At 68.7% G+C, this 19,283-nt stretch carries 22 protein-coding genes; 17 read left to right on the plus strand and 5 right to left on the minus strand.

The genetic code is table 11. From position 1 onward, the window contains the following. The first annotated feature begins 28 nt into the window (after positions 1-28). From ACQPYH_RS19275 to ACQPYH_RS19335, 13 genes are all read left to right on the plus strand, one after another. Entirely contained in the window at positions 29-490 is a 462-nt protein-coding gene (locus ACQPYH_RS19275; protein WP_432893137.1) for a hypothetical protein, read from the plus strand. Between the two features lie 52 nt (positions 491-542). Further along, a complete protein-coding gene (locus ACQPYH_RS19280; RefSeq protein WP_432893138.1) occupies positions 543-1,283 on the plus strand; it encodes a hypothetical protein in 741 nt (246 codons plus the stop codon). Next, a complete protein-coding gene (locus ACQPYH_RS19285; RefSeq protein ID WP_432893140.1) occupies positions 1,283-2,083 on the plus strand; it encodes a hypothetical protein in 801 nt (266 codons plus the stop codon). The genes ACQPYH_RS19280 and ACQPYH_RS19285 overlap by 1 nt, the downstream gene beginning before the upstream one ends. After that, positions 2,080-3,390 carry a CpaF family protein gene (locus ACQPYH_RS19290; protein WP_432893142.1) on the plus strand — a complete coding sequence of 437 codons (1,311 nt, stop codon included), beginning with the start codon at positions 2,080-2,082 and terminating at the stop codon, positions 3,388-3,390. The genes ACQPYH_RS19285 and ACQPYH_RS19290 overlap by 4 nt, the downstream gene beginning before the upstream one ends. A 4-nt stretch (positions 3,391-3,394) precedes the next feature. Next, positions 3,395-4,300, plus strand: coding sequence for a type II secretion system F family protein (locus tag ACQPYH_RS19295; protein ID WP_432893144.1), 906 nt, complete (start codon positions 3,395-3,397; stop codon positions 4,298-4,300). Continuing rightward, positions 4,297-5,217, plus strand: a complete 921-nt coding sequence (locus ACQPYH_RS19300; RefSeq protein ID WP_432893146.1) for a type II secretion system F family protein — start codon at positions 4,297-4,299, stop codon at positions 5,215-5,217. The genes ACQPYH_RS19295 and ACQPYH_RS19300 overlap by 4 nt, the downstream gene beginning before the upstream one ends. A 100-nt stretch (positions 5,218-5,317) precedes the next feature. Then, a complete protein-coding gene (locus ACQPYH_RS19305) occupies positions 5,318-5,539 on the plus strand; it encodes a hypothetical protein (RefSeq protein WP_130438578.1) in 222 nt (73 codons plus the stop codon). A gap of 11 nt (positions 5,540-5,550) precedes the next feature. Further along, positions 5,551-5,988 carry a TadE family protein gene (locus ACQPYH_RS19310; RefSeq protein ID WP_432893148.1) on the plus strand — a complete coding sequence of 146 codons (438 nt, stop codon included), beginning with the start codon at positions 5,551-5,553 and terminating at the stop codon, positions 5,986-5,988. An 8-nt stretch (positions 5,989-5,996) separates the two neighbouring features. Continuing rightward, the gene (locus tag ACQPYH_RS19315; protein ID WP_432893149.1) at positions 5,997-6,446 is read left to right on the plus strand and encodes a TadE/TadG family type IV pilus assembly protein; all 450 of its coding nucleotides are present in this window, start codon (positions 5,997-5,999) and stop codon (positions 6,444-6,446) included. Further along, positions 6,433-7,179, plus strand: coding sequence for a TadE/TadG family type IV pilus assembly protein (locus tag ACQPYH_RS19320; RefSeq protein ID WP_432893150.1), 747 nt, complete (start codon positions 6,433-6,435; stop codon positions 7,177-7,179). The genes ACQPYH_RS19315 and ACQPYH_RS19320 overlap by 14 nt, the downstream gene beginning before the upstream one ends. Positions 7,180-7,199: 20 nt before the next feature. Next, on the plus strand, positions 7,200-7,841 hold the full coding sequence (locus ACQPYH_RS19325) for a hypothetical protein (RefSeq protein WP_432893152.1): 642 nt from the start codon (positions 7,200-7,202) through the stop codon (positions 7,839-7,841). 108 nt (positions 7,842-7,949) lie between these two features. Continuing rightward, on the plus strand, positions 7,950-8,882 hold the full coding sequence (locus ACQPYH_RS19330) for a hypothetical protein (protein WP_432893154.1): 933 nt from the start codon (positions 7,950-7,952) through the stop codon (positions 8,880-8,882). A gap of 21 nt (positions 8,883-8,903) precedes the next feature. Continuing rightward, positions 8,904-11,921 (plus strand): hypothetical protein, encoded by a 3,018-nt coding sequence (locus ACQPYH_RS19335; RefSeq protein WP_432893156.1) that lies wholly within the window; start codon positions 8,904-8,906, stop codon positions 11,919-11,921. Positions 11,922-11,973: 52 nt separating this feature from the next. On the opposite strand, the gene ypfJ is transcribed toward ACQPYH_RS19335, so the two are convergent. Further along, positions 11,974-12,879, minus strand: coding sequence for a KPN_02809 family neutral zinc metallopeptidase (gene ypfJ / locus ACQPYH_RS19340; protein ID WP_432893158.1), 906 nt, complete (start codon positions 12,877-12,879; stop codon positions 11,974-11,976). A gap of 63 nt (positions 12,880-12,942) precedes the next feature. Between ypfJ and ACQPYH_RS19345 the strand changes: the two genes are divergently transcribed. After that, positions 12,943-14,541, plus strand: a complete 1,599-nt coding sequence (locus ACQPYH_RS19345; protein WP_432893159.1) for an ABC-F family ATP-binding cassette domain-containing protein — start codon at positions 12,943-12,945, stop codon at positions 14,539-14,541. A 25-nt stretch (positions 14,542-14,566) separates the two neighbouring features. After that, on the plus strand, positions 14,567-15,337 hold the full coding sequence (locus ACQPYH_RS19350) for an enoyl-CoA hydratase/isomerase family protein (protein WP_432893160.1): 771 nt from the start codon (positions 14,567-14,569) through the stop codon (positions 15,335-15,337). Here ACQPYH_RS19350 and ACQPYH_RS19355 read toward each other — a convergent pair. From ACQPYH_RS19355 to ACQPYH_RS19365, 3 genes are read right to left on the minus strand one after another with little or no spacing between them, the layout of a single operon-like run. Then, entirely contained in the window at positions 15,334-15,777 is a 444-nt protein-coding gene (locus ACQPYH_RS19355; RefSeq protein ID WP_432893162.1) for an SRPBCC family protein, read from the minus strand. The two genes, ACQPYH_RS19350 and ACQPYH_RS19355, sit on opposite strands and share 4 nt — an antisense overlap. Before the next feature lie 11 nt (positions 15,778-15,788). Then, positions 15,789-16,118 (minus strand): ArsR/SmtB family transcription factor, encoded by a 330-nt coding sequence (locus ACQPYH_RS19360; protein WP_432893164.1) that lies wholly within the window; start codon positions 16,116-16,118, stop codon positions 15,789-15,791. After that, positions 16,115-16,555, minus strand: a complete 441-nt coding sequence (locus ACQPYH_RS19365) for an SRPBCC domain-containing protein (protein ID WP_432893166.1) — start codon at positions 16,553-16,555, stop codon at positions 16,115-16,117. Before ACQPYH_RS19365 ends, ACQPYH_RS19360 begins: the two co-directional genes overlap by 4 nt. A 132-nt stretch (positions 16,556-16,687) precedes the next feature. Between ACQPYH_RS19365 and ACQPYH_RS19370 the strand changes: the two genes are divergently transcribed. Together ACQPYH_RS19370 and ACQPYH_RS19375 are read left to right on the plus strand one after the other, a co-directional pair. Next, positions 16,688-18,577 carry an ABC transporter ATP-binding protein gene (locus ACQPYH_RS19370; RefSeq protein ID WP_432893168.1) on the plus strand — a complete coding sequence of 630 codons (1,890 nt, stop codon included), beginning with the start codon at positions 16,688-16,690 and terminating at the stop codon, positions 18,575-18,577. Continuing rightward, on the plus strand, positions 18,577-18,753 hold the full coding sequence (locus tag ACQPYH_RS19375; protein ID WP_432893170.1) for a hypothetical protein: 177 nt from the start codon (positions 18,577-18,579) through the stop codon (positions 18,751-18,753). Before ACQPYH_RS19370 ends, ACQPYH_RS19375 begins: the two co-directional genes overlap by 1 nt. Here the strand turns inward: ACQPYH_RS19375 and ACQPYH_RS19380 are convergent. Then, entirely contained in the window at positions 18,694-19,248 is a 555-nt protein-coding gene (locus ACQPYH_RS19380; protein ID WP_432893172.1) for a hypothetical protein, read from the minus strand. The genes ACQPYH_RS19375 and ACQPYH_RS19380 overlap by 60 nt on opposite strands. Positions 19,249-19,283 lie beyond the last annotated feature (35 nt).

Raw genomic sequence — 19,283 nt, forward strand, 5'->3', positions numbered from 1 at the left:
GCCTGGCAGCCCACCTAGGATCGAATCCATGGTCGAACGGCTGGGTACATCGCAGTGGAGCGTCTCCGAGGCGCGCAGCATGGTCGCCCGGCTGCGGCACGTGGCCGGCGACGGACCGGAGTACGACGGCATCGAGTTGTTCACCGCGCTGTGTTCGTACCTCGATCAGCTGCACGGGAAGTTCGGATTCGACTACGTCTTCACCGGAGCCGAGCGGCAGGCGCTGGCCGATGCGGTCCGGGAGGTCCGCGGGCCGAGCGGCGTGGGGGATCCGGAAAGCGATCGACTGGTCCAGCCGGTCAACGCGGCGGTCACGCTCGTCGAGGGACGGGAACTGGTGACCTGGCTGGAGGAGCAGAGCGGGTGGCAGCAGGACCTCGGCAAGGCGCTGCGCGCGCTGTACACCTATCTAGACCAATTGTATGGCGGTCCGGGTGCCTTCAACGAGCTGCTGACCACCTTCGAACGCAAGCGGGTCGCGGCGCGGTAACGGCACCGGCCTGCTGGCGTGAGTGGTACCTCGCTGCCATTACGGTAGGCGCGTGAGTCTCTCGTCCTCCACGCGAACCCCTTCCCAAGGCGCCCGGGCAGCGGGCCGATCGTCGGGTGGTGGTCCGAACCGCCTCCCGAGCAGCCGGGAGCGGCGTCCGGCGCTGGCCGCGCTCGCAGTGATCCTGATCCTGCTCGGTGCCGCCGGGTCCGCGCTGATCGCGCTGAACAGCGGCAACCGTTCCGACTTCGTCGCGATCTCCGCCGACAGCCTCCCGCCCGGGCACAAGCTCGAGCCCAAGGACCTGTCCCGCGGCGACCTGGCCGGTGCGACCGGTGGTCTCATCCCGTGGTCCCAGGCGACCAAGTACCTGGGCCGCTACACCACCACCTGGCTGTACAAGGACCAGTTCGTCACGCCCGAGAACTTCACCAAGGACGGGCAGCAGCCGATCCCGGCCGGCGCCGGCCTGGTCGGTATCAGCCTCGAGGCCGGACGCGCGCCGTCCGACGGGCTCGACGTCGGCGACATCGTCTCGATCACCCGCGTACCCACGGCCAACCAGGACGGCGGGTCGCCGGTCACGCTGGTCAAGGCGGCCCAGGTGACCTCGAGCGCAGGCGCCATTACAGACTCGAAGACCAGCGCGAACAGCACGCTGAACGTGACCGTGCTGGTCCCGGCCGACCAGATCACCACGGTCGGCGCGGCCGCGGCCTCCAAGTCGCTGATGGTGGCGAAGCTCGCGCCGGGAACCAAGACGGACGTGGAGCGCAACGGCGGGGGCAACTGATGGCCCTGGTGGCATTCGCGAGCGCGAAGGGTTCACCGGGAGTCACCACAGCCAGTCTGGTCATCGGTGCGCTCTGGCCGCGGCAGGTGCTGCTGGCCGAGTGCGACCCGGCCGGCAGCGACGTGGCGATCCGGATGACCGGGCCGGGTGGTTCGGCGCTCAACTCCGACCGCGGGCTCGTCAGCCTGGCCGCTGCGAGCCGGAAGGGCCTGGGCGACGAGGTGATCCTCGCGCACAGCCAGCAGCTCGACGGCGGTCTCGACGTACTGCTCGGTGTGCGTTCTCCGGAGCAGGTCGGCGGCATGGGCGGTCTGTGGCATCCGCTGGGCATCTCGTTCAACCAGATGCAGAACAGCGACGTACTGGCGGACTGCGGGCGGATCGGTGCGTCCTCGCCGCAGCTGCCGGTCATCCAGTCCGCACGTCTCGTCGTGATGGTCTGTACGGCGACTGGCTCGTCGGTTGCGCATTTGCGCGAGCGGCTGTCCACGCTGGTGCACCATGTCGACGCGCAGCTCGGCGTGATCGTGGTGGCCGACCCGAAGCGGCGCGACGGCGTGAAGCAGGTCTGGACCGTGCTGGACGCCATGTCCGTGCCGGTGCGGCACCGCTGGCACCTGGCGTACGACCCGGCCGGTGCGGCGTTCTTCGACGGGCGTGGCCACGGCCGGCTCGACAAGACTCCGCTGATCCGGACCGCGACCGACATCACCGCGGAGATGGCGTCCCTGGTGTCCGCACCGCCGCCGCAGGACTTCGACATGGCCAACGCGGCGTTCCCGCCGGGTGATTATCGGTGAGCGCTGACCAGGAGCTGGTCCGGAAGCTCCGCGTCCAGGTTGCGGAGCGGCTGAACGAGCAGCGTCGCCGCGACCAGGTGAACGGCGTACCTCCGATGAGCGCGGAGGACGAGCGGGAGTACGCGCGGTCGCTGATCGTGCAGGTGCTCGAGGACCACGCCCGGTACGAGTTGGCCGAGGGCCGGACGCCGCCGACCCCGGACGACGACGCGCAGATCGCCGGCGCGATCCACTCCGCGCTGTTCGGCGTCGGCCGGCTGCAGCCGCTGATCGACGACGCCGAGGTCGAGAACATCGACATCAACGGCTACGACCAGGTCTTCGTGCAGTACGGCGACGGCCGCGAGGAGACGCCCGGTCCGGTGGCCGAGAGCGACGACGAGCTGGTCGAGCTGATCCAGGTGCTGGCCGCGCACGCGGGTCTGACCAGCCGCCCGTTCGACTCGGCCAACCCGCAGCTGGACCTGCGCCTGCCGGACGGCTCCCGGCTGTCCGCGGTGATGGGCGTGACGTCGCGCCCGGCGGTGTCGATCCGGCGCGCCCGCCTGGGCAAGGTGTACCTCCGCGACCTGGTGGCCAACGGAACGATCTCCGACGACATCGGCTCGTTCCTGCGGGCCGCGGTCGCGGCGCGGAAGAACATCATGATCGCGGGCGCCACGAACTCCGGGAAGACCACGCTGCTGCGCGCGCTGGCCAACGAGATCCCGCCGCACGAGCGCCTGATCACGGTCGAGCGCTCGCTCGAGCTCGGCCTGGGGGAGTTCAAGGACCTGCATCCCAACGTGGTCGCGTTCGAGGAACGGCTGCCGAACTCCGAGGGCGTCGGCGAGGTCACGATGGCCGATCTGGTCCGCCGCTCGCTGCGCATGAACCCTTCGAGGGTCATCGTGGGTGAGGTGCTGGGCGACGAGATCGTGACGATGCTGAACGCGATGAGCCAGGGGAACGACGGCTCACTGTCGACGATCCACTCCAACAGCTCGATGGAGGTGTTCAACCGGATCAGCACCTACGCGATCCAGGCGATGGAGCGGCTGCCGATGGACGCCACCCAGATGCTGATCGCCGGTGCGCTCGACTTCGTCGTGTTCATCCGCAAGCACAACGACTACCAGCGCGGCGGCGGTCTGAGCCGGTACGTCGAGAGCATCCGCGAGGTGACAGGCTGGGACGGCCGGGTGCTCTCCGGCGAGGTGTTCGCCGCCGGGCCGGACGGTCGCGCTGCGGCGCACGCGCCGATCGCCTGCATGGACGAGCTCGAGCACTTCGGGTACCAGCCCCTCGTCCACGGAACGTGGGCGTGACGCGATGAATGACCGGACCCTGCTTGCGCTGCTGTGCGGTGCGGTGGTCGGCGGCGCGGTACTGCTGCTGATCGTCGCGATCCGCGGCACCGAGCCGAAGGACGAGACGCCGTCGCTGTTCCGCAACCGCAGCGCCGACAACCGCCGGAACCTGATCCGTCTCGGCGCCGGCATCGCAGTCGGCCTGGTCGTGCTGGTGGTGACCCGCTGGCTGGTGCTCGCCATCGCGCTCGGTCTGCTGGCCGGTATGGCCGACCGCTTCTTCGGCGGCACCGGTGAGGAACGTCGCGCGATCGACCGGCTGGACGCGCTGGCCACCTGGACCGAAGCGCTGCGCGACACGATCGCCGGCGCGGTCGGTCTGGAACAGGCGATCCCGGCAACCGCGGTCAACGCGGCGCCCGCGATCAAGCCCAGCCTGAACCTGCTCGTCGACCGCCTGCGTATCCGCGAACCGTTGCCCTCGGCCCTTATGCGGTTCGCCGACGACCTCAACGATCCATCCGCCGATCTGATCGTCGCGGCTCTGGTACTCAACGCCCGGCTGCGCGGACCCGGTCTGCGTGAGGTGCTGAGCGCGCTGGCGGACTCTGCGCGCGAGGAGCTCGACGTACGGCGGAAGGTCGCGGCGGAACGGCGATCCACGCGGCGCAGCGTGCAGGTGGTCGTAGCGATCACACTGATCATGGCCGCGGGCCTGGTGTTGTTCAACCCGACGTACATGGCGCCGTACCGGAGCTTCATCGGGCAGGCCGTGCTGACCGTCGTGATCGGGCTGTACGCGCTCGGCCTGCTGTGGCTGCGGCGACTGGCGAAGATCGAGGTGCCGGAGCGGTTCCTGATCGGCATGAGCACCGACGGCCGGTTGAACCGATCGGGTAACGACCGGATGGAAACGGTGAGCGGATGACCTGGGCCTTCATCACCGGCGGGCTGGCGGGCCTCGGCGTGTACGTCGCGATCCGGATCTTCATCAAGCCGCGCACCAACGTGCTGTCGACGATCGCGCGGATCGACGCCGGGCGCGGCGGGTACACCAGCGGTGCGACGGCGAGCGCGGCCGGCGAGCGCGTGCTCGGCGGCGTCGACCGGGCCCGGGAGACGCTGGGCCGGCGGCTCGAGGCCGAGGCGAACGCGCGCGGCTGGGCGTTCGGCAAGCTCCGCCGCGACCTCGCGGTGATGAACCAGCCGTTCGCCGCAATGCTTGCCACCAAGGTGTTCTTCGCCCTCGGCGCGCTGATCCTGATCCCGATCGTGCTGTTCCTGTTCTCCGCGATCGGGTTCGCCGCACCGGGCGCGGCGCCGGCGATCGTGACGCTGGCTTTCATGGCGCTGGGGTTCTTCCTGCCGGATCTGGCCTTGCGGCAGGAGGCGGAGAAGCGGCGGCGCGACTTCCGGCACGTGGTCGGCAGCTTCCTCGACCTGGTCGCGATGAACCTGGCCGGCGGCCGCGGCCTGCCCGAGGCGTTGATGACCGCGTCCACGATCGGCGAGCACTGGGCGATGGCCCGGATCCGTCAGGCGCTCGCGAACGCGCGCCTGATCGGGATCACGCCGTGGGACGCGATGGCGTTGCTCGGCGAGGATCTCGGCGTCGAGGAACTGCGGGACCTCGCGTCGGCGCTCGCACTGGCCGGCGACGAGGGCGCGAAGATCCGTTCGTCGTTGCTCGCGCGGGCGGCATCGCTGCGTCGTAAGGAGCTGGCGGACGTGGAAGGTAAGGCGGGTGAGCGCTCTCAGTCGATGCTGGTTGCGCAGCTGGTCATGATCTCGGCATTCTTCCTGTTCCTGGCTTTCCCGGCCGGTGTGGCCATCCTCGGAAGTTAGGGAAAACAGTGGCCAGGGCACGGGATCCGCGGGACCGCGTAGCCCGTCGTACAGGGCATACTGAGGCCTGCTTCGGCCTCACGATCTGGAAGGCAATCGGATGACCTCGGAGTTGATGTTCTGGCGGACCATGGCCCGCTACGCGTTCGCACGGGCGCAGGCCCAACGGGCCCGGGCGCGGCAGGGGCACACCGAGCTGGGCGCCTCCGCACTCGAGTGGGCGATCATCTCGGGCATCCTGGTCGTCGCCGCACTGGCGATCGGCGTCGTGGTGAAGCGCGTGATCAGCAAGCACACCGCCGATATCGACACGGGCAGCTGACGGTCGCAGCTATGCGTTCGGGCTGGAAGAAGCTGCGTCTGCGCCTGAGGCGGTCGGAGCGGGGTGTCAGCACGCTCGAGCTGGCCATCCTCGCGCCGGCGATCCTGACGCTGATCTTCCTGTCCATCCAGACGGCTCTGTGGCTGTACGGGCGTTCCGTCGCGCTGAACGCCGCGGAAGAAGGCGTGTCCCGGCTCCGGCTGGTGCAGCCGACCGTCTACACCACAGCGGTGGGGGAGAAGGTCCGCTCGGACATCCAGTCGTACGCGGCGCAGCTCGGCGGCACGACGTTGCAGCACACCGACGTCCCGTTCCCCGCGTACAACAGCCCGGAGGGCACTGTCTCGTTCACCGTCACCGGGGACTCCGTCTCGCTGGTTCCCGGCCTGAAGCTGAAGGTGAGCCGGACCGCCACCGGCCAGATCGAACAGTTCGAAGCCGACAAGTGAGCGTGAGGATGAAACTGGGGAAGCGCGGGCAGCTCGGACGGCCCGGGCAGCGCGGCACGATGGCGCTGGAGATGGTGATCCTTGCGCCGGTGCTGCTTCTGCTGTTCATGTTCCTGCTTGCCTGCGGGCGGTACTTCCAGACGTCGTCGCTGCTGGAGAGCGCGGCCCGGGACGGCGCCCGCAGCGCGAGCCAGGCGCGGTCGTTGCCCGAGGCCCAGAGCCGTGTCGACCAGGCCGTGAGTACGACGATGAACCAGGCGATCAAGTCCTGCAAGACGACCGCTTCGGGCTCGATCACCACCGGGTTCGTCGCCGGATCGCCGTTGTCGGTCGAGGTCACCTGCACGATCAACTACCGCGACCTCGGGCTACTCGGCCTAGGCGGCGACACCACGATCACCAAGCGGTTCACCTCGTCCCTCGACCCGTACCGGGGGGTGCGAGGTGACGGCTCCTGAGCGCCAGCGGTCGCGGGTAGTTGAATTCTTCCGGATCGATGCTCCCGGCAACCATCGGCTCTTCTCGCGCGGTGCGTTGAGCCCCGCGGTCGCGATCCTCGCGGTGATGATCTTCACGCTGGCCGGCCTGGTGATCGACGGCGGGCGTCAGCTCGGCGCACGGTCCCGCGCGGTCGGGTACGCCCAGGAGGCCGCCCGCGTCGGCGCCGCGGCGATTCAGTTGAACGTCGCCGAGGCGAAGATCGACACGACGAAGGCCGCCGCCGCGATCTCCGGGTTCTGCGCCCAGGTGCGCAACAACGACCCGGCCGTCACCTCCTGCGGTCCGACCACGCTGACCGACAAAGAGGTCGACATCCAGGTCGACATCGCCAACAAGACCACGTTCCTCGGCTTGATCGGCAAGACCTCGTTGAAGGCCAGCGGCACCGGCCAGGCGCACGCCGAGCAAGGCATCGAGAAGGCCGACGACAGCCCGACGATCCCGCCGATCGTGGTGAACCCGACGACCGACGGCCCCGGCGCGCCGACCTCCGTCGCCCACCCGCCGACGATCGACCTGCCCTGCCCGACCTGGACCGTCGGCTCACCGACCCCGATCTGGACCCTGTCACCGTTCCCCTTCCCGGCCACCTGCTCGCCGAACGTGACACCCACCCCGGACCCGTCCGGCACACCCCCGACCGGGACGCCGCCGACCGGCCCCACCAGCACGCCGCCGCCGAGCGGCTAGACATCGGAGGATTGTTCTTCGTGCGTAGGTATGCCCTCCCCGTCTTCCTGGCCGGCGCCCTGCTGCTGACCGCCTGCAGCAAAAACTCCAACGACGGCACGCTCCCAGTCCCTGCCGGTGGCTCAGACACAAGCTCCTCCAACACCCCGTCCACCGAGCCCACGCAGCCGACCAGCGCCCCGACCCAGCCCGCCACCACGGTCGCCAAGCCGACCACGGCGCCCAGTGGCCAAATCATCATCAAGGCAGGGAACTTCGCCTCGAACCCCGCCGTCCAAGGCCTCGTGACCAGCTACCCGCTCTACTTCCAGGCGCTGGTGTCGAAGGACGACACCGTGCTGAAGAAGAAGTTCCCGTCGTTCTTCTACTCCGACGTGTCCGAAGGCATCTTCGACGCGCAGCGCAACGGCTGGATCATGAAGCCCCCGGGCAGCGTGGTCATCGTCGGCGCCAAGCGGACGGCCGACGGCACGGTCGCCGTACAGACGTGCCGCTCCCAGACCACGCAGTACTGGGACCCGAAGGCGAAGAAGTGGACGGTCGTGACGCCGAACGGTTCGCCCGAAGTGATCGAGATGATCCAGACCGGCATCGGCTGGCTCCCGTACCGCCTGGCCACAACGACCGGCGTGAAGTGCACCGGAGTCCACTATCCAGCCTAGACCGGAACCGGGAAATTCACATTCCGAATAGGTGACGGGGCACTGGGCAACGGGCATGATGCCCCTGGTCGAAGATAATCTGCGGGAAGCCGAGTCTGGGGAGTGAGGATGCACAACCGAGTAGGCCGCGGACTGCTGGTCCTGAGCGCCGTGCTCGCACTACTCATGGCCGGCCCGGTCACCACGGCCGCCGCGGACACCATCCAGACCGGCAACACGGTCTGCAGCATGTACGTCAACTCCGTAGGCTTCGGCTCCTACTGCAGCTCGGGCTCGGCCTACCTGGGCGACGGGCAGCCGCCGCCCACCTGGCGAACGCGGCTGGCCGGCCGTCCGTTCGTACCGTGTCGCGACTTCCCGATCCCGGAAGGGATCCGGCTGCCGCAGGCTCCGGAGGGCAAGAAGTGGGTGATGCGTGTGACGATCACCGACTACGAACTCGATACCTACAACGGTGGCCGGAACGCACACCTGGAACGTGCCTACGTGCCGGTGGATGCGGCCGACGAAGCGCAGTGCCCGTTCCCGAACTACATGGAGCAGTTCTGGCGGCACTTCCAGACGAACTATCCGCCGCCGGCGCTGGTGGTCAAGCCGACGTTCACTCCGCGAGTCAACGTACCCGCCTTCTTCTCCCTCACCGTGGAGAGCTCGCAGGCCTACGAACTCGATGGACGGCAGAGCAGTTACTACAGCCCGGGGCACAACCTGACGATGCGCGGCATGGTCGAAAAAATGACGGTGGATCCCGGCGACGGAACACCGCCGTTCGACTGTCTGATGGGGACGACCCCGGTCGATGACCCTGATGGATACGACGAGACCCAGGACCCGTTCCATCAGATCAACACCTGCAAGCACACGTACACGAGGTCCAGTGCCAACCAGCCTGATGGCATGTACACGGTGAAGCTGACCATCACCTGGAATGTTGCCTACTGGATCGGCAGGGATCAGGACGGCTGGCGCTCGATCGGCAAAGCGAACGTGACCGCAGTACAGCGTTTGCCTGTGCAGGAAGTTCAGGCCATTGGTGGCTGATGGTGGGGGTATGGAGGAGCGATGGTAAGGACGAATGAGCCGGTGCGTGCGGCGCGGTTGCCGCAGCGGCGGGCGGGGAGTCCGGGCGCGGACCGGTTGAAGGGGTTCGTCGCGCTGCTCGCGATCCTGGCGATCGTGGGCGGTGTGCCGTACGTCCTGCTGCGGTTCTTCGGGACGCCGTGGCCTGACAAGATGCCGACCAGCAGCATGCTGTTCGACGAGTTGAGCATCCGGACCGTCCTCGGCATCATCGCGTTCTTCATCTGGGTCGCGTGGCTGCACTTCGTCATCTGCCTGATCGCGGAGGCGGTCGCCGAGATCCGCGGGCACGGGTTGTCGCCGCGGATCCCGTTCGGCGGCGGTTCGCAGACGATCGCCCGCCGGCTGATCGGCACCGTCGTACTGATCGCCGCCGGCGCGGGCGTGAGCCTGCCGGTCGCGAGCGCGGTCACCACGGCCGGCCCGGCTGCTCCGACCTCGGTGTCCGCACGGCACGGCAGCGAGCAGTCCTCGACGTCGCAGTTCCGTCAGACCGAGGCCGCCAGCAAGATCCTCGCCGGCAACCAGAAGACGACGACCGGCGTACGGACGAACCACGACCACCAGGGTCAGGTCATCAAGTACACCGAGGTCCGTCCGCCGCAGGGGCGCAACTACGACTGCCTGTGGGACATCGCGGAGCGGTACCTGGGCGAGGGTCGCCGGTACAAGGAGATCTACGACCTCAACAAGAACAAGCTCCAGCCCGACGGCCGCAGGCTGACCAACCCGGATCTGATCCTGCCGGGCTGGCAGGTGCGCCTGCCGAGCGACGCCAAGGGCCCGGGTGTGCACACGGTGCGCGTCAGCATCGACGACCGCACCGGCAAGACCACGGTCAGCACGAAGACCACCACCGAGACCCGGACGGCCGTCAAGCCCACCGTCAAGGCGAAGACCGAGACCAAGGCCGGCGGCAAGACCGAGACGAAGACCGAGGCCAAGACGGGCGGTCCGACGCGGTACTCCGAGCAGGGCATCGAGCCGGGTTCGTCGATCGTCATCGGCACCAGCCAGAGCGACCCGGGCGCGAAGAACGTCAAGCCGGGGGAGCCGGGTGTCTCCGTCGAGCCGCACGTTCCGGGGACCGGACAGTCCGAGCACGGCGAGCCCGCCGGTGGCGGGGTCCAGGTGCCCGAGGCGACGCCGGTTGCGACCGACGACGGCATCAACCTGCAGCAGGCCGGTATCTACGGCTTCGGTGCGGCGTTGCTCGCGGCCGGTCTCGCGCTGGCGCTGAAGCGGCGCCGCGGGTGGGCGCAGGGTCCGGGTCCGAAGGCCGCCGGCCACCGGCAGACCGAGATCGGCCTGCGGCTCGCGTCGGATGTCCCGACCGCGCAGTTCGTGGACAACGCGCTGCGCAAGCTCGGCGCGGACATGACGCAGTTGGAGCGGTCGATGCCGAAGGTGGTCGCCGCGCTGGTGACCGACCGCGCGCTGACGCTGGTGCTCGACCCGTACGAGGCTCAGCCCGAGCCGCCCGGTCCTTGGCAGGCGATTGCCGAAGGCACCCGGTGGACGCTGCGCCGGGCGTACGGTCCGAGCGGCGAGGTGAACGCGCCCGCGCCGTACCCGACGCTGGTCACGGTCGGCCAGAACGCCGACGGCGCCACGGTGCTGATCGACCTCGACACGGCAAACGGGATCGTCTCGTTCGGCGGCGTGACCAACGCGTCCCGCGACGTGGTCGGTTCGCTCGCCGTCGAGCTGGCGACCAACCTGTGGTCCGAGGGTGCGCATATCAGCATGGTCGGATTCGGCGACGACCTGTCGTCGCTGGCGCCGTCACGGCTGAGCTACTGGATTCGTCTCGACGACGCGATGGGCGAGGTTGCCCGGCGTACCGAGGCGCAGGTGCAGGCGTGCCAGCGGCGCAACGTCGACTCGGTCGCGGATGCACGGATGACGCACCCGGACGCGGCGTTGTGGGGCTCGGAGATCATCTTCGTGTCCGCGCCGCCGTCGCCGGAGGAGCAGGACCAGCTGAACCGGCTGGCCGCGGACGCCCAGCGCAGCATCGCGGTCGTCGTGGTCGGCGACGTGATCAACTCACCGTGGCGGTTCGTCGTCGACGAGAAGAACCAGGCCGTCTGCCGGCTGCTCGGCCTCGAGGTCGACGCACACAGCGTCAACCCGGAGCAGTTCGCCGACCTGGTCGCGCTGTTCGACGCGGCCGAGGTGGATGCGCGTGACAAGCGGCGCGCGGAGCAGGACATGCCGGCGTACGAGTTCTCGACGACCGATCTCAGCCAGCCGGCTCCGGTCGAGGTCGACCTGCTCGGCCCGGTCGAGGTCGACGCCCGCGGTGTCATCGACGAGGGCCGGGTCTCGCTGTCGACGGAGATCATCGCGTTCCTCGCGAGCCAGGACTACGGCGTACACCCGAACGTGCTCGCCGGTGCGATCTGGCCGCGCGGCATCAGCGAGGAACTGCGTGACGCCGCGCTGGAGCACACCCGCCGCTGGGTCGGGGTGGACGCGATGTACGCCGACGAGTCGGGCCGCTGGATGCTGAACCGCAGCGTGGTCCGGGTCGACTGGGACGTGTTCCGGACCTTGGCGAAGCAGGCGACGATGGTGGACGACCCGCGCGGTGCGCTGTCGACGGCGCTCAGCCTGGTCCACGGTCCCGCCTGGTCGAACCTGCCCGGCGGCCGCTACTCGTGGCTCGCCGCGTCCGGGATCGAGCGCCGGATGGTCGAAGCTGTCGTCGACGCCGCCCTGCGGCTCGCCGAGGCCTCGCTCAGCCACAACGACGGCAACCTGGCCCGCACGGCCCTCCAGACCGGTCTCAGCTTCTCGCCGGCCTCAGAGGATCTGTGGCGAGCCACCCTCCGCCTGGCATCCCACTTCGGTACGACGGCCGACGTCACCAACGTCGCCGCCCAGATGTATGCCGCCCTCACCAAACACGGCGCCCCCCGAGGCCCGGAAGCCGAAACCGACGCCCTCGTCGACGAACTCCTCCCCGGCTACCACCGCCCCGCCCAGGTCGCCTGAGCCGCAGCAAAACAAGAACCGCCCCGCGTCAACGCGGGGCGGTTCTTGTGGGTTAGAGGGGGTTGGCGGACCAGGTGTCGCAGGCGGTCATGTCGCCGGAGTCCATGCCCTTCTGGAACCACTTCATGCGTTGGGCGGCGGTGCCGTGGCTGAAGGATTCGGGGGTGACCTGGCCCTGGGTCTTCTGCTGGATGCGGTCGTCGCCGACGGAGGCGGCGGCGTCGAGGCCGCGGGCGATGTCGTCGTCGGAGAGTTCGGTGATGAGCGGCTGGCCGCTCTTGTTCGGGACCGTGGTGGCGTGGTTGGTCCAGATGCCGGCCAGGCAGTCGGCCTGGAGCTCGGAGCGGACCGAGTCCGAGGACGGGCCGTTGCGGGTCTTGATCCGGTCGAGGATGCCGTACAGGTTCTGGATGTGGTGCCCGTACTCGTGCGCGACGACGTACGCCTCGGCGAATTCGCCGCCGCGGGCGCCGAGGTCGGTCTGCAGCGTCTCGAAGAAGCCGAGGTCCAGGTACACGCGCATGTCCGGCGGGCAGTAGAACGGGCCGACGGCGCTGGTGGCCGGGCCGCAGCCGGTGTTCACCGAGCCGTCGAAGACGCGCATCGGCGCCCGGGTGTACTTCTTCCCGCGCCGGGGGAGCTCGGCGGCCCAGAAGCCCTCGATCGAGTTCTGGTAGAAGACGAAACGGCAGTTCGAGTTCGCCTGCAGGTCGGTGCCCTTCTTGCAGGAGCTCAGGTTGCCGGTCGCCGTGTTCTGCGTGACCGGTTCGTCGGCGCTGCCACCTCCGCCTGGCAGGCCGCCGGTCAGCAGCAGGATCACGACCAGCAGGATGATGCCGCCGATGCCGCCGCCGACCGGGATCATCCCGCCGGGCAGGCCGCCACCGCGCCCGCCGCCGCTACCGCGGGTGTCCTCGACACCGCTGGTGTCGAGATCCGCGTCCGGATTGAATTTCATGCCACTTACACTAGAGCAGCAAACTCTGCTGAAGCTCTAGCGTAAGGACGCCTGCGAACCCCGATGATCACTGTCTCCAATCTCGAGGTTCGCGTCGGTGCCCGGCAGTTGCTGGCGCCTGCTTCGTTCCGGGTCGGCCCCGGCGACAAGGTCGGGCTGGTCGGCCGCAACGGCGCCGGCAAGACGACACTGACCAAGATCCTGGCCGGTGAAGGCCTGCCGGCCAGCGGCTCGGTGACCAAGTCGGGCGAGATCGGCTACCTGCCGCAGGACCCGCGCACCGGCGACCTCGAAGTACTCGCCCGGGACCGGATCCTGGCCGCGCGCGGCCTCGACGACGTCGTACGCCGTCTGCGCAGCGCCGAGAAGTCGATGGCCAGCGCCGACGAGAAGACCCGCGCCAAGGGCATGAGGCGGTACGAGCGAGCCGAGGCCGACCTGCACGCCGCGGGCGGGTACGCCGCGGAGTCCGAGGCGGCCCGGATCGCAGCCAACCTCGGCCTCCCGGACCGTGTCCTCGGGCAGCCGCTGGCGACCCTGTCCGGCGGTCAGCGCCGCCGCGTCGAGCTGGCCCGGATCCTGTTCGCGCAGGCCGAGACGCTGCTGCTCGACGAGCCGACCAACCACCTGGATGCCGACTCGATCATCTGGCTGCGCGACTTCCTCAAGTCGTACGCCGGTGGCGTGATCATGATCAGCCACGACGTGAACCTGCTGGAGGAGACCGTCACCCGCGTCTTCCACCTGGATGCGAACCGGGCCGAGATCGACGTCTACAACGTCGGCTGGAAGGCGTACCTGAACCAGCGCGAGACCGACGAACGGCGCCGCAAGCGCGAGCGGTCGAACACGGAGAAGAAGGCCACCCAGCTGGTCGACCAGGCGAACAAGATGCGGGCCAAGGCGACCAAGGCGGCCGCCGCGCAGCAGATGCTCCGCCGTGCCGAGCGGATGATGGCCTCGCTCGAGGACGAGCGACAGGCGGACCGCGTCGCGAAGATCTCGTTCCCGACCCCGGCCCCGTGCGGGAAGACGCCGTTGATGGCGCGCGAGCTGTCGAAGTCGTACGGCTCGCTGGAGATCTTCACCGACGTCGACCTCGCGATCGACAAGGGCTCGCGCGTCGTCGTCCTCGGGCTCAACGGCGCCGGCAAGACGACCCTGCTGCGGATCCTCGGCGGGATCGAGAAGGCCGACACCGGCGAGATCATCGACGGCCACGGCCTGAAGCTCGGGTACTACGCCCAGGAGCACGAGACGCTCGACGTCAACCGGACCGTGCTCGAGAACATGAAGTCCGCCGCCCCGGACCTGAACGAGACGCAGGCGCGCAGCGTGCTCGGCTCGTTCCTGTTCACCGGCGACGACTCGGACAAGCCGGCCAGCGTGCTGTCCGGCGGCGAGAAGACCCGGCTCGCCCTCGCGACCCTGGTCGTGTCGGCGGCGAACGTCCTGCTCCTCGACGAGCCGACCAACAACCTGGACCCGGCCTCCCGGGCCGAGGTGCTGAACGCGATCCGGTCGTACGCCGGCGCGATCGTCCTCGTCACCCACGACGAGGGCGCCGTCGAGGCCCTCGAGCCGGAGCGCGTCGTACTGCTGCCGGACGGCGTCGAGGACCTCTGGTCGAACGACTACGCCGACCTGGTCTCGCTCGCCTGATTACTCCGGAGTAATATCCGGTGGCATGACGGATCTCGGACTGCGGTTCTCGGTGGACGGCCCGGTTGCGCGCGTGGTGCTGGACCGGCCGGAGGTCCGCAACGCGCAGACCCCGGCGATGTGGAGTGCCTTGGCCGACTTCGGTACGTCGTTGCCGCCCGAGGTCCGCGTCGTCGTCGTGTCGGGGGAGGGCCCGTCGTTCTCGGCTGGCCTCGACCGACGACTGATGATGGGCGATCCCGTCGACGGCCAAGAGCCGCTGCTGACGCTGGGTGCGAAGCCGGAGCCTGAGCTGCTGGAGCTGATCGCCGCGTTCCAGGCCGGGTTCTCCTGGCTGCGACGCCCGGACATCATCAGCATCGCGGCGGTCCAGGGTCACGCGGTCGGCGCCGGGTTCCAGTTGGCGCTGGCCTGCGACTTGCGAGTGGTGACCCCGGACGCCCGCTTCAGCATGCGGGAGCCGGCTCTCGGCCTGGTCCCGGACCTGGGCGGCACCCAGCCGCTGGTCCAGCTCGTCGGCTACTCGCGGGCGCTCGAGTTGTGCGCGACAAGCCGCTGGGTCGAGGCGGCCGAGGCCAAGGAGATCGGTCTGGCCAACATCGTCGTACCGGCCGATGAGCTGGCGGCGACGGTGAAGGACCTGACCGACGCGCTGCTCGGCCCGCTGCCGGGTGCGATCCGCGAGACCAAGGCCTTGCTGCTCGGTGCCGCGGACCGCACCTACACCGAGCAGCTCGAGGCCGAGCGTCAGGCTCAGTCCCGGCGGCTGAAGGAACTGATCGCCGCTCTCGGCTAGTGCCAGTTGCTGACGAGTACGTCGTTCGGTGCGGGCTCGCCCTTGCCGGTCTCGACGTACTGCTTGAGGCTCATCAGGAACGTGGCCCACTTGGTGCTGCAGTGGTACATGAACTCGACGGGCTCGCGCCATCCCTTCTGCTTGAACAGCACGATCGTGTACTCGTCGGTCTGGGAAAGGTCGAAGCTGACGTGGGTGCCGATCCATTCGTCGGGTCCACCAACGACCTCCCAGCGGACCAGCTTGCCGGGCGTGGTTTCGAGAACCTTCATGTCGAAGCCGTCGCCGCCGGCGGTCGCGAAGCGGAACGCGATGACGCCGTCGACGTCGCCGGTGGTGTCCTCGGTCCACCAGCCGGCCAGGCCGTCGATGGTGGTGAGTGCTGCGAACACGTCCTCGGGGGACGCGATGATGCCAACGCGGTGCAGGATGTCTGACATGGTGATGCCTTTCAGTTGTCTCGGGTTTTCTGGATCGTCTCGGCGATCCGCTTGATGCGCTGCAGCCGCCGGTCCCAGGCGTCGGTGACGTCGGTCAGCTGGTTGATCGCGCGGGCGAGCTGCGATTCGTCCACGGTGTAGCGACGTTCGCGTCCGGACGGTGCGGAGTGCGCCAGCCCGGCCCGGTCGAGTACGGCGAGGTGCTTGGCGACCGCCTGGCGGGTGACGGGCAGCTGGTCGCTGAGGCTGGTCGACGTACCGCCGCCGGCGGCGAGCAGCAGGTCGAGCATCCGTCGCCGGGTGGGATCACCGATCGCCGACCAGAGCTCGTCGTCGATCACGGCCGGTTCGCCAGCCCCTCGGCGTACGGCGTGATGCGCGGGATGAAGTAGTCCCAGCCGCTGGTGTGGTCCGCGAGCAGCTCGTCGGACTTGGCGGCCTCGTCGAACCCGGTCTCGGCGAACCGGAGCAGCGTTCCGCCGTCGCTCGGGATCAGGTCGAAGGTGACCAGCACCGAGTTCTCCGCGGTGGCGGGCTCGTCGGTGTAGGCCCAGCGGAACGAGAAGCGCCGCGGCGGGTCGGCCTCGACGACCGTCAGCGGCTCGACCATGTTGCCGTTGTCCTGCCGGAACGTGACCGTGCCGGTCGCGCCGGGCTTCGGGTCGAGGTCGACCTCGTCCGGCCACCACTCGCGCAGGTGCTCCGGCGAGCTGACCACCTCGTAGACCACCTCCGGGGTAGCCTCCACCCGAATCTCCCGCTCGATGCTCCTGGTCATTACCCTCATCCTTTCGCAACCTTTTGTTGCACATGACTGTAGACCACGACAGCTCGGATGCGCAACCAAAAGTTGCGGGAAGTCTCGGGCGGCGTGAGGTGTTAGAAGATCTATCGAAGGGGAGGGGACTGAATGTCGTCACCGATGATGCGGCCCGGCATGGGCGCGATGGGCTGGCGGCGGCAGGACGCGTCCGTCGCCGGGCAGAAGCTGGCGAAGGGCACGCTGCCGCGGATCGCGCGGTTCGCGAGGCCGTTCCGCTGGCACATCGCGGCGTTCCTGCTGCTGGTGGTCGTGTCCGCGGTGCTGGTGATCGCGTCGCCGCTGCTGTTCAAGAAGATCGTCGACGACGGGATCTCGAAGGGCAACGCCGGCCTGGTGACCGCGCTGGCCCTGGTGGTCGCCGTACTCGCGGTCTTCGAGGCGCTGCTCGGTCTGGTCCAGCGCTGGTTCTCGGCGCGGATCGGGGAGGGGCTGATCTTCGACCTGCGGACCAAGGTGTTCTCGCACGTCCAGCAGATGCCGGTCGCGTTCTTCACCCGCACGCAGACCGGTGCACTGGTCTCCCGACTCAACAACGACGTGATCGGCGCGCAGCAGGCCTTCACCTCCACGCTGTCCGGCGTCGTCTCGAACGTGATCAGTCTGATCCTGGTCGTCGGCGCGATGCTCGCACTCAGCTGGCAGCTGACCGTGGTCGCGATCCTGATGTTGCCGATCTTCCTCATCCCGGCGCGCGTCCTCGGTCGTCGCCTCGCCGCGATGACGCGCGAACAAATGAACCTGAACGCCGAGATGTCCAGCGCGATGACCGAGCGGTTCAGCGTCGGCGGCGCGCTACTCGTCACACTGTTCGGCAAGCCGCAGCTGGAGACCGCGGACTTCGGCGAGCGCGCCGGCCGCGTCCGCGACCTGGGCATCCGGATCGCGATGCTCGGTCGCGTGTTCTTCACGGCGTTGACCTTGGTTGCCGCGCTCGCGACGGCTTTGGTGTACGGCGTCGGCGGCAACCTCGCCGTACGGCAGACCCTGACCATCGGGACGCTGCTTGCACTCGTCGCACTGCTCGGCCGGCTTTACGGGCCGCTGACTGCGCTCTCCAACATCCGGGTCGACGTGATGACCGCGCTGATCTCGTTCGAGCGGGTCTTCGAGGTGCTCGATCTCGAGCCGATGATCAAGGACGCGCCGGACGCGGTCGACCTGCCCGACGATGCGGCCAGCGTCGAGTTCGAGCATGTGGCATTTGCTTATCCGACCGCGGAGCAGGTCTCATTGGCCAGCCTCGAGGCCGTCGCCGTACTGGACAAGCGCGTCTCGGCCCAGGTCCTCGAAGACGTCAGCTTCGCCATCCGCCCCGGCCAGATGGTCGCGCTCGTCGGCCCGTCCGGCGCAGGCAAGACCACGATCACCAACCTGGTGGCACGTCTGTACGACGTGACCGGGGGAGCGGTCCACGTCGGCGGCAAGGACGTTCGCGACGTCACGCTGCAGTCTTTGCACGACACGATCGGGTACGTCACGCAGGACGCCCACATGTTCCACGACACGATCCGCGCCAACCTGCACTACGCCAAGCCGGACGCTACCGAGCAGGAGATGGTCGCCGCGCTCGAGTCCGCGCAGATCTGGCAGCTGGTGTCGTCATTGCCCGACGGTTTGGACACCGTGGTCGGCGATCGTGGTCACCGGCTGTCCGGTGGCGAGCGGCAACGACTCGCGATCGCCAGGTTGTTGCTGAAGGCCCCGAAGATCGTCGTCCTCGACGAAGCGACCGCACACCTGGACTCCGAGTCCGAGGTCGCCGTTCAGCGGGCGCTCGACACGGCACTGGAAGGACGTACGTCGCTGGTCATCGCGCACCGGCTGTCGACCGTCCGGGACGCCGACCTGATCCTGGTCGTTGACCACGGCAACATCGTCGAGCGCGGCACGCATGAGCAGCTGCTCGCGGCGGGCGGCGAGTACGCTGATCTTTACCGCACGCAATTCACGGAGTCTGGTACGGCGGCAGGTGTCTGATGATCAGGTTGGCGCTCGTTCTCGCAGCGGGGTACGCGGGTTTCAAGGTCGCGTACTACTCCGAGGACGGCCGCCACTACGGCCGCACGGGTGAGCGTGCGGTCAGGACGACGCTGTCATTGCTGATCGCGTGTCTCGCCGGCGGCGTCACCTACGCGGCCCTGCTCTCGCACTGAGGCGACCTTCTCCGCGTCGTGCTCGAGCAGATGCAGCACGGGTACGCCGAGATGCCGGCGCGCCGAGTTGGTCCAGTCGAGGTGGAAGAACTCCGCCACGATGTGCGGGCGGGTCAGGATGATGACCTCCTGGCCCTGGGCCTGCTTCACGGTCGCGACCAGGGCGTCGATCGGCCGCTCGTGCGAGATTCCGCCTTCGGCGTGGTGCCCGAGGTCGCGGAGCCGCTGCACGCTACGTCCGCTGCAGCCCTTGGCCTCGGTGTCGATCGCCTTCTGCGCCTCGGCGAGGTCCTCACGCTGACCGGCGAGTCCCGGCCCGTAGAGGTCCGCCGTACCGAGTGCGCTGATCGAGGCTTCGACGCCGGCTTCGGCGTTGTGGCACGGCACGAGCACGTGGTACGTGACCGGCTCCGGCATGTCGTTGTGCAGTTCGACGACGCGTTTCGCGTCGGGCTCGGACAGTTCCTGTTCGACGAGCAGTACGACGTCGTACATCGCGTAAACCTCCGATGCTTACCAGTCGGTATACC

This window comes from Kribbella sp. CA-245084, assembly GCF_050942355.1.
GTDB lineage: Bacteria > Actinomycetota > Actinomycetes > Propionibacteriales > Kribbellaceae > Kribbella.

Bases quoted from the DNA above. Each gene is read 5' to 3' on its own strand.
- ACQPYH_RS19380 (WP_432893172.1), bottom strand. From the start codon at position 19,248: ATGTACGACGTCGTACTGCTCGTCGAACAGGAACTGTCCGAGCCCGAC.
- ACQPYH_RS19295 (WP_432893144.1), top strand. From the start codon at position 3,395: ATGAATGACCGGACCCTGCTTGCGCTGCTGTGCGGTGCGGTGGTCGGC.
- ACQPYH_RS19330 (WP_432893154.1), top strand. From the start codon at position 7,950: ATGCACAACCGAGTAGGCCGCGGACTGCTGGTCCTGAGCGCCGTGCTC.
- ACQPYH_RS19315 (WP_432893149.1), top strand. From the start codon at position 5,997: ATGAAACTGGGGAAGCGCGGGCAGCTCGGACGGCCCGGGCAGCGCGGC.
- ACQPYH_RS19345 (WP_432893159.1), top strand. From the start codon at position 12,943: ATGATCACTGTCTCCAATCTCGAGGTTCGCGTCGGTGCCCGGCAGTTG.
- ACQPYH_RS19310 (WP_432893148.1), top strand. From the start codon at position 5,551: ATGCGTTCGGGCTGGAAGAAGCTGCGTCTGCGCCTGAGGCGGTCGGAG.
- ACQPYH_RS19350 (WP_432893160.1), top strand. From the start codon at position 14,567: ATGACGGATCTCGGACTGCGGTTCTCGGTGGACGGCCCGGTTGCGCGC.
- ACQPYH_RS19275 (WP_432893137.1), top strand. From the start codon at position 29: ATGGTCGAACGGCTGGGTACATCGCAGTGGAGCGTCTCCGAGGCGCGC.
- ypfJ (WP_432893158.1), bottom strand. From the start codon at position 12,879: ATGAAATTCAATCCGGACGCGGATCTCGACACCAGCGGTGTCGAGGAC.
- ACQPYH_RS19285 (WP_432893140.1), top strand. From the start codon at position 1,283: ATGGCCCTGGTGGCATTCGCGAGCGCGAAGGGTTCACCGGGAGTCACC.
- ACQPYH_RS19335 (WP_432893156.1), top strand. From the start codon at position 8,904: ATGGTAAGGACGAATGAGCCGGTGCGTGCGGCGCGGTTGCCGCAGCGG.
- ACQPYH_RS19365 (WP_432893166.1), bottom strand. From the start codon at position 16,555: ATGACCAGGAGCATCGAGCGGGAGATTCGGGTGGAGGCTACCCCGGAG.
- ACQPYH_RS19305 (WP_130438578.1), top strand. From the start codon at position 5,318: ATGACCTCGGAGTTGATGTTCTGGCGGACCATGGCCCGCTACGCGTTC.
- ACQPYH_RS19370 (WP_432893168.1), top strand. From the start codon at position 16,688: ATGTCGTCACCGATGATGCGGCCCGGCATGGGCGCGATGGGCTGGCGG.
- ACQPYH_RS19355 (WP_432893162.1), bottom strand. From the start codon at position 15,777: ATGTCAGACATCCTGCACCGCGTTGGCATCATCGCGTCCCCCGAGGAC.
- ACQPYH_RS19375 (WP_432893170.1), top strand. From the start codon at position 18,577: ATGATCAGGTTGGCGCTCGTTCTCGCAGCGGGGTACGCGGGTTTCAAG.
- ACQPYH_RS19300 (WP_432893146.1), top strand. From the start codon at position 4,297: ATGACCTGGGCCTTCATCACCGGCGGGCTGGCGGGCCTCGGCGTGTAC.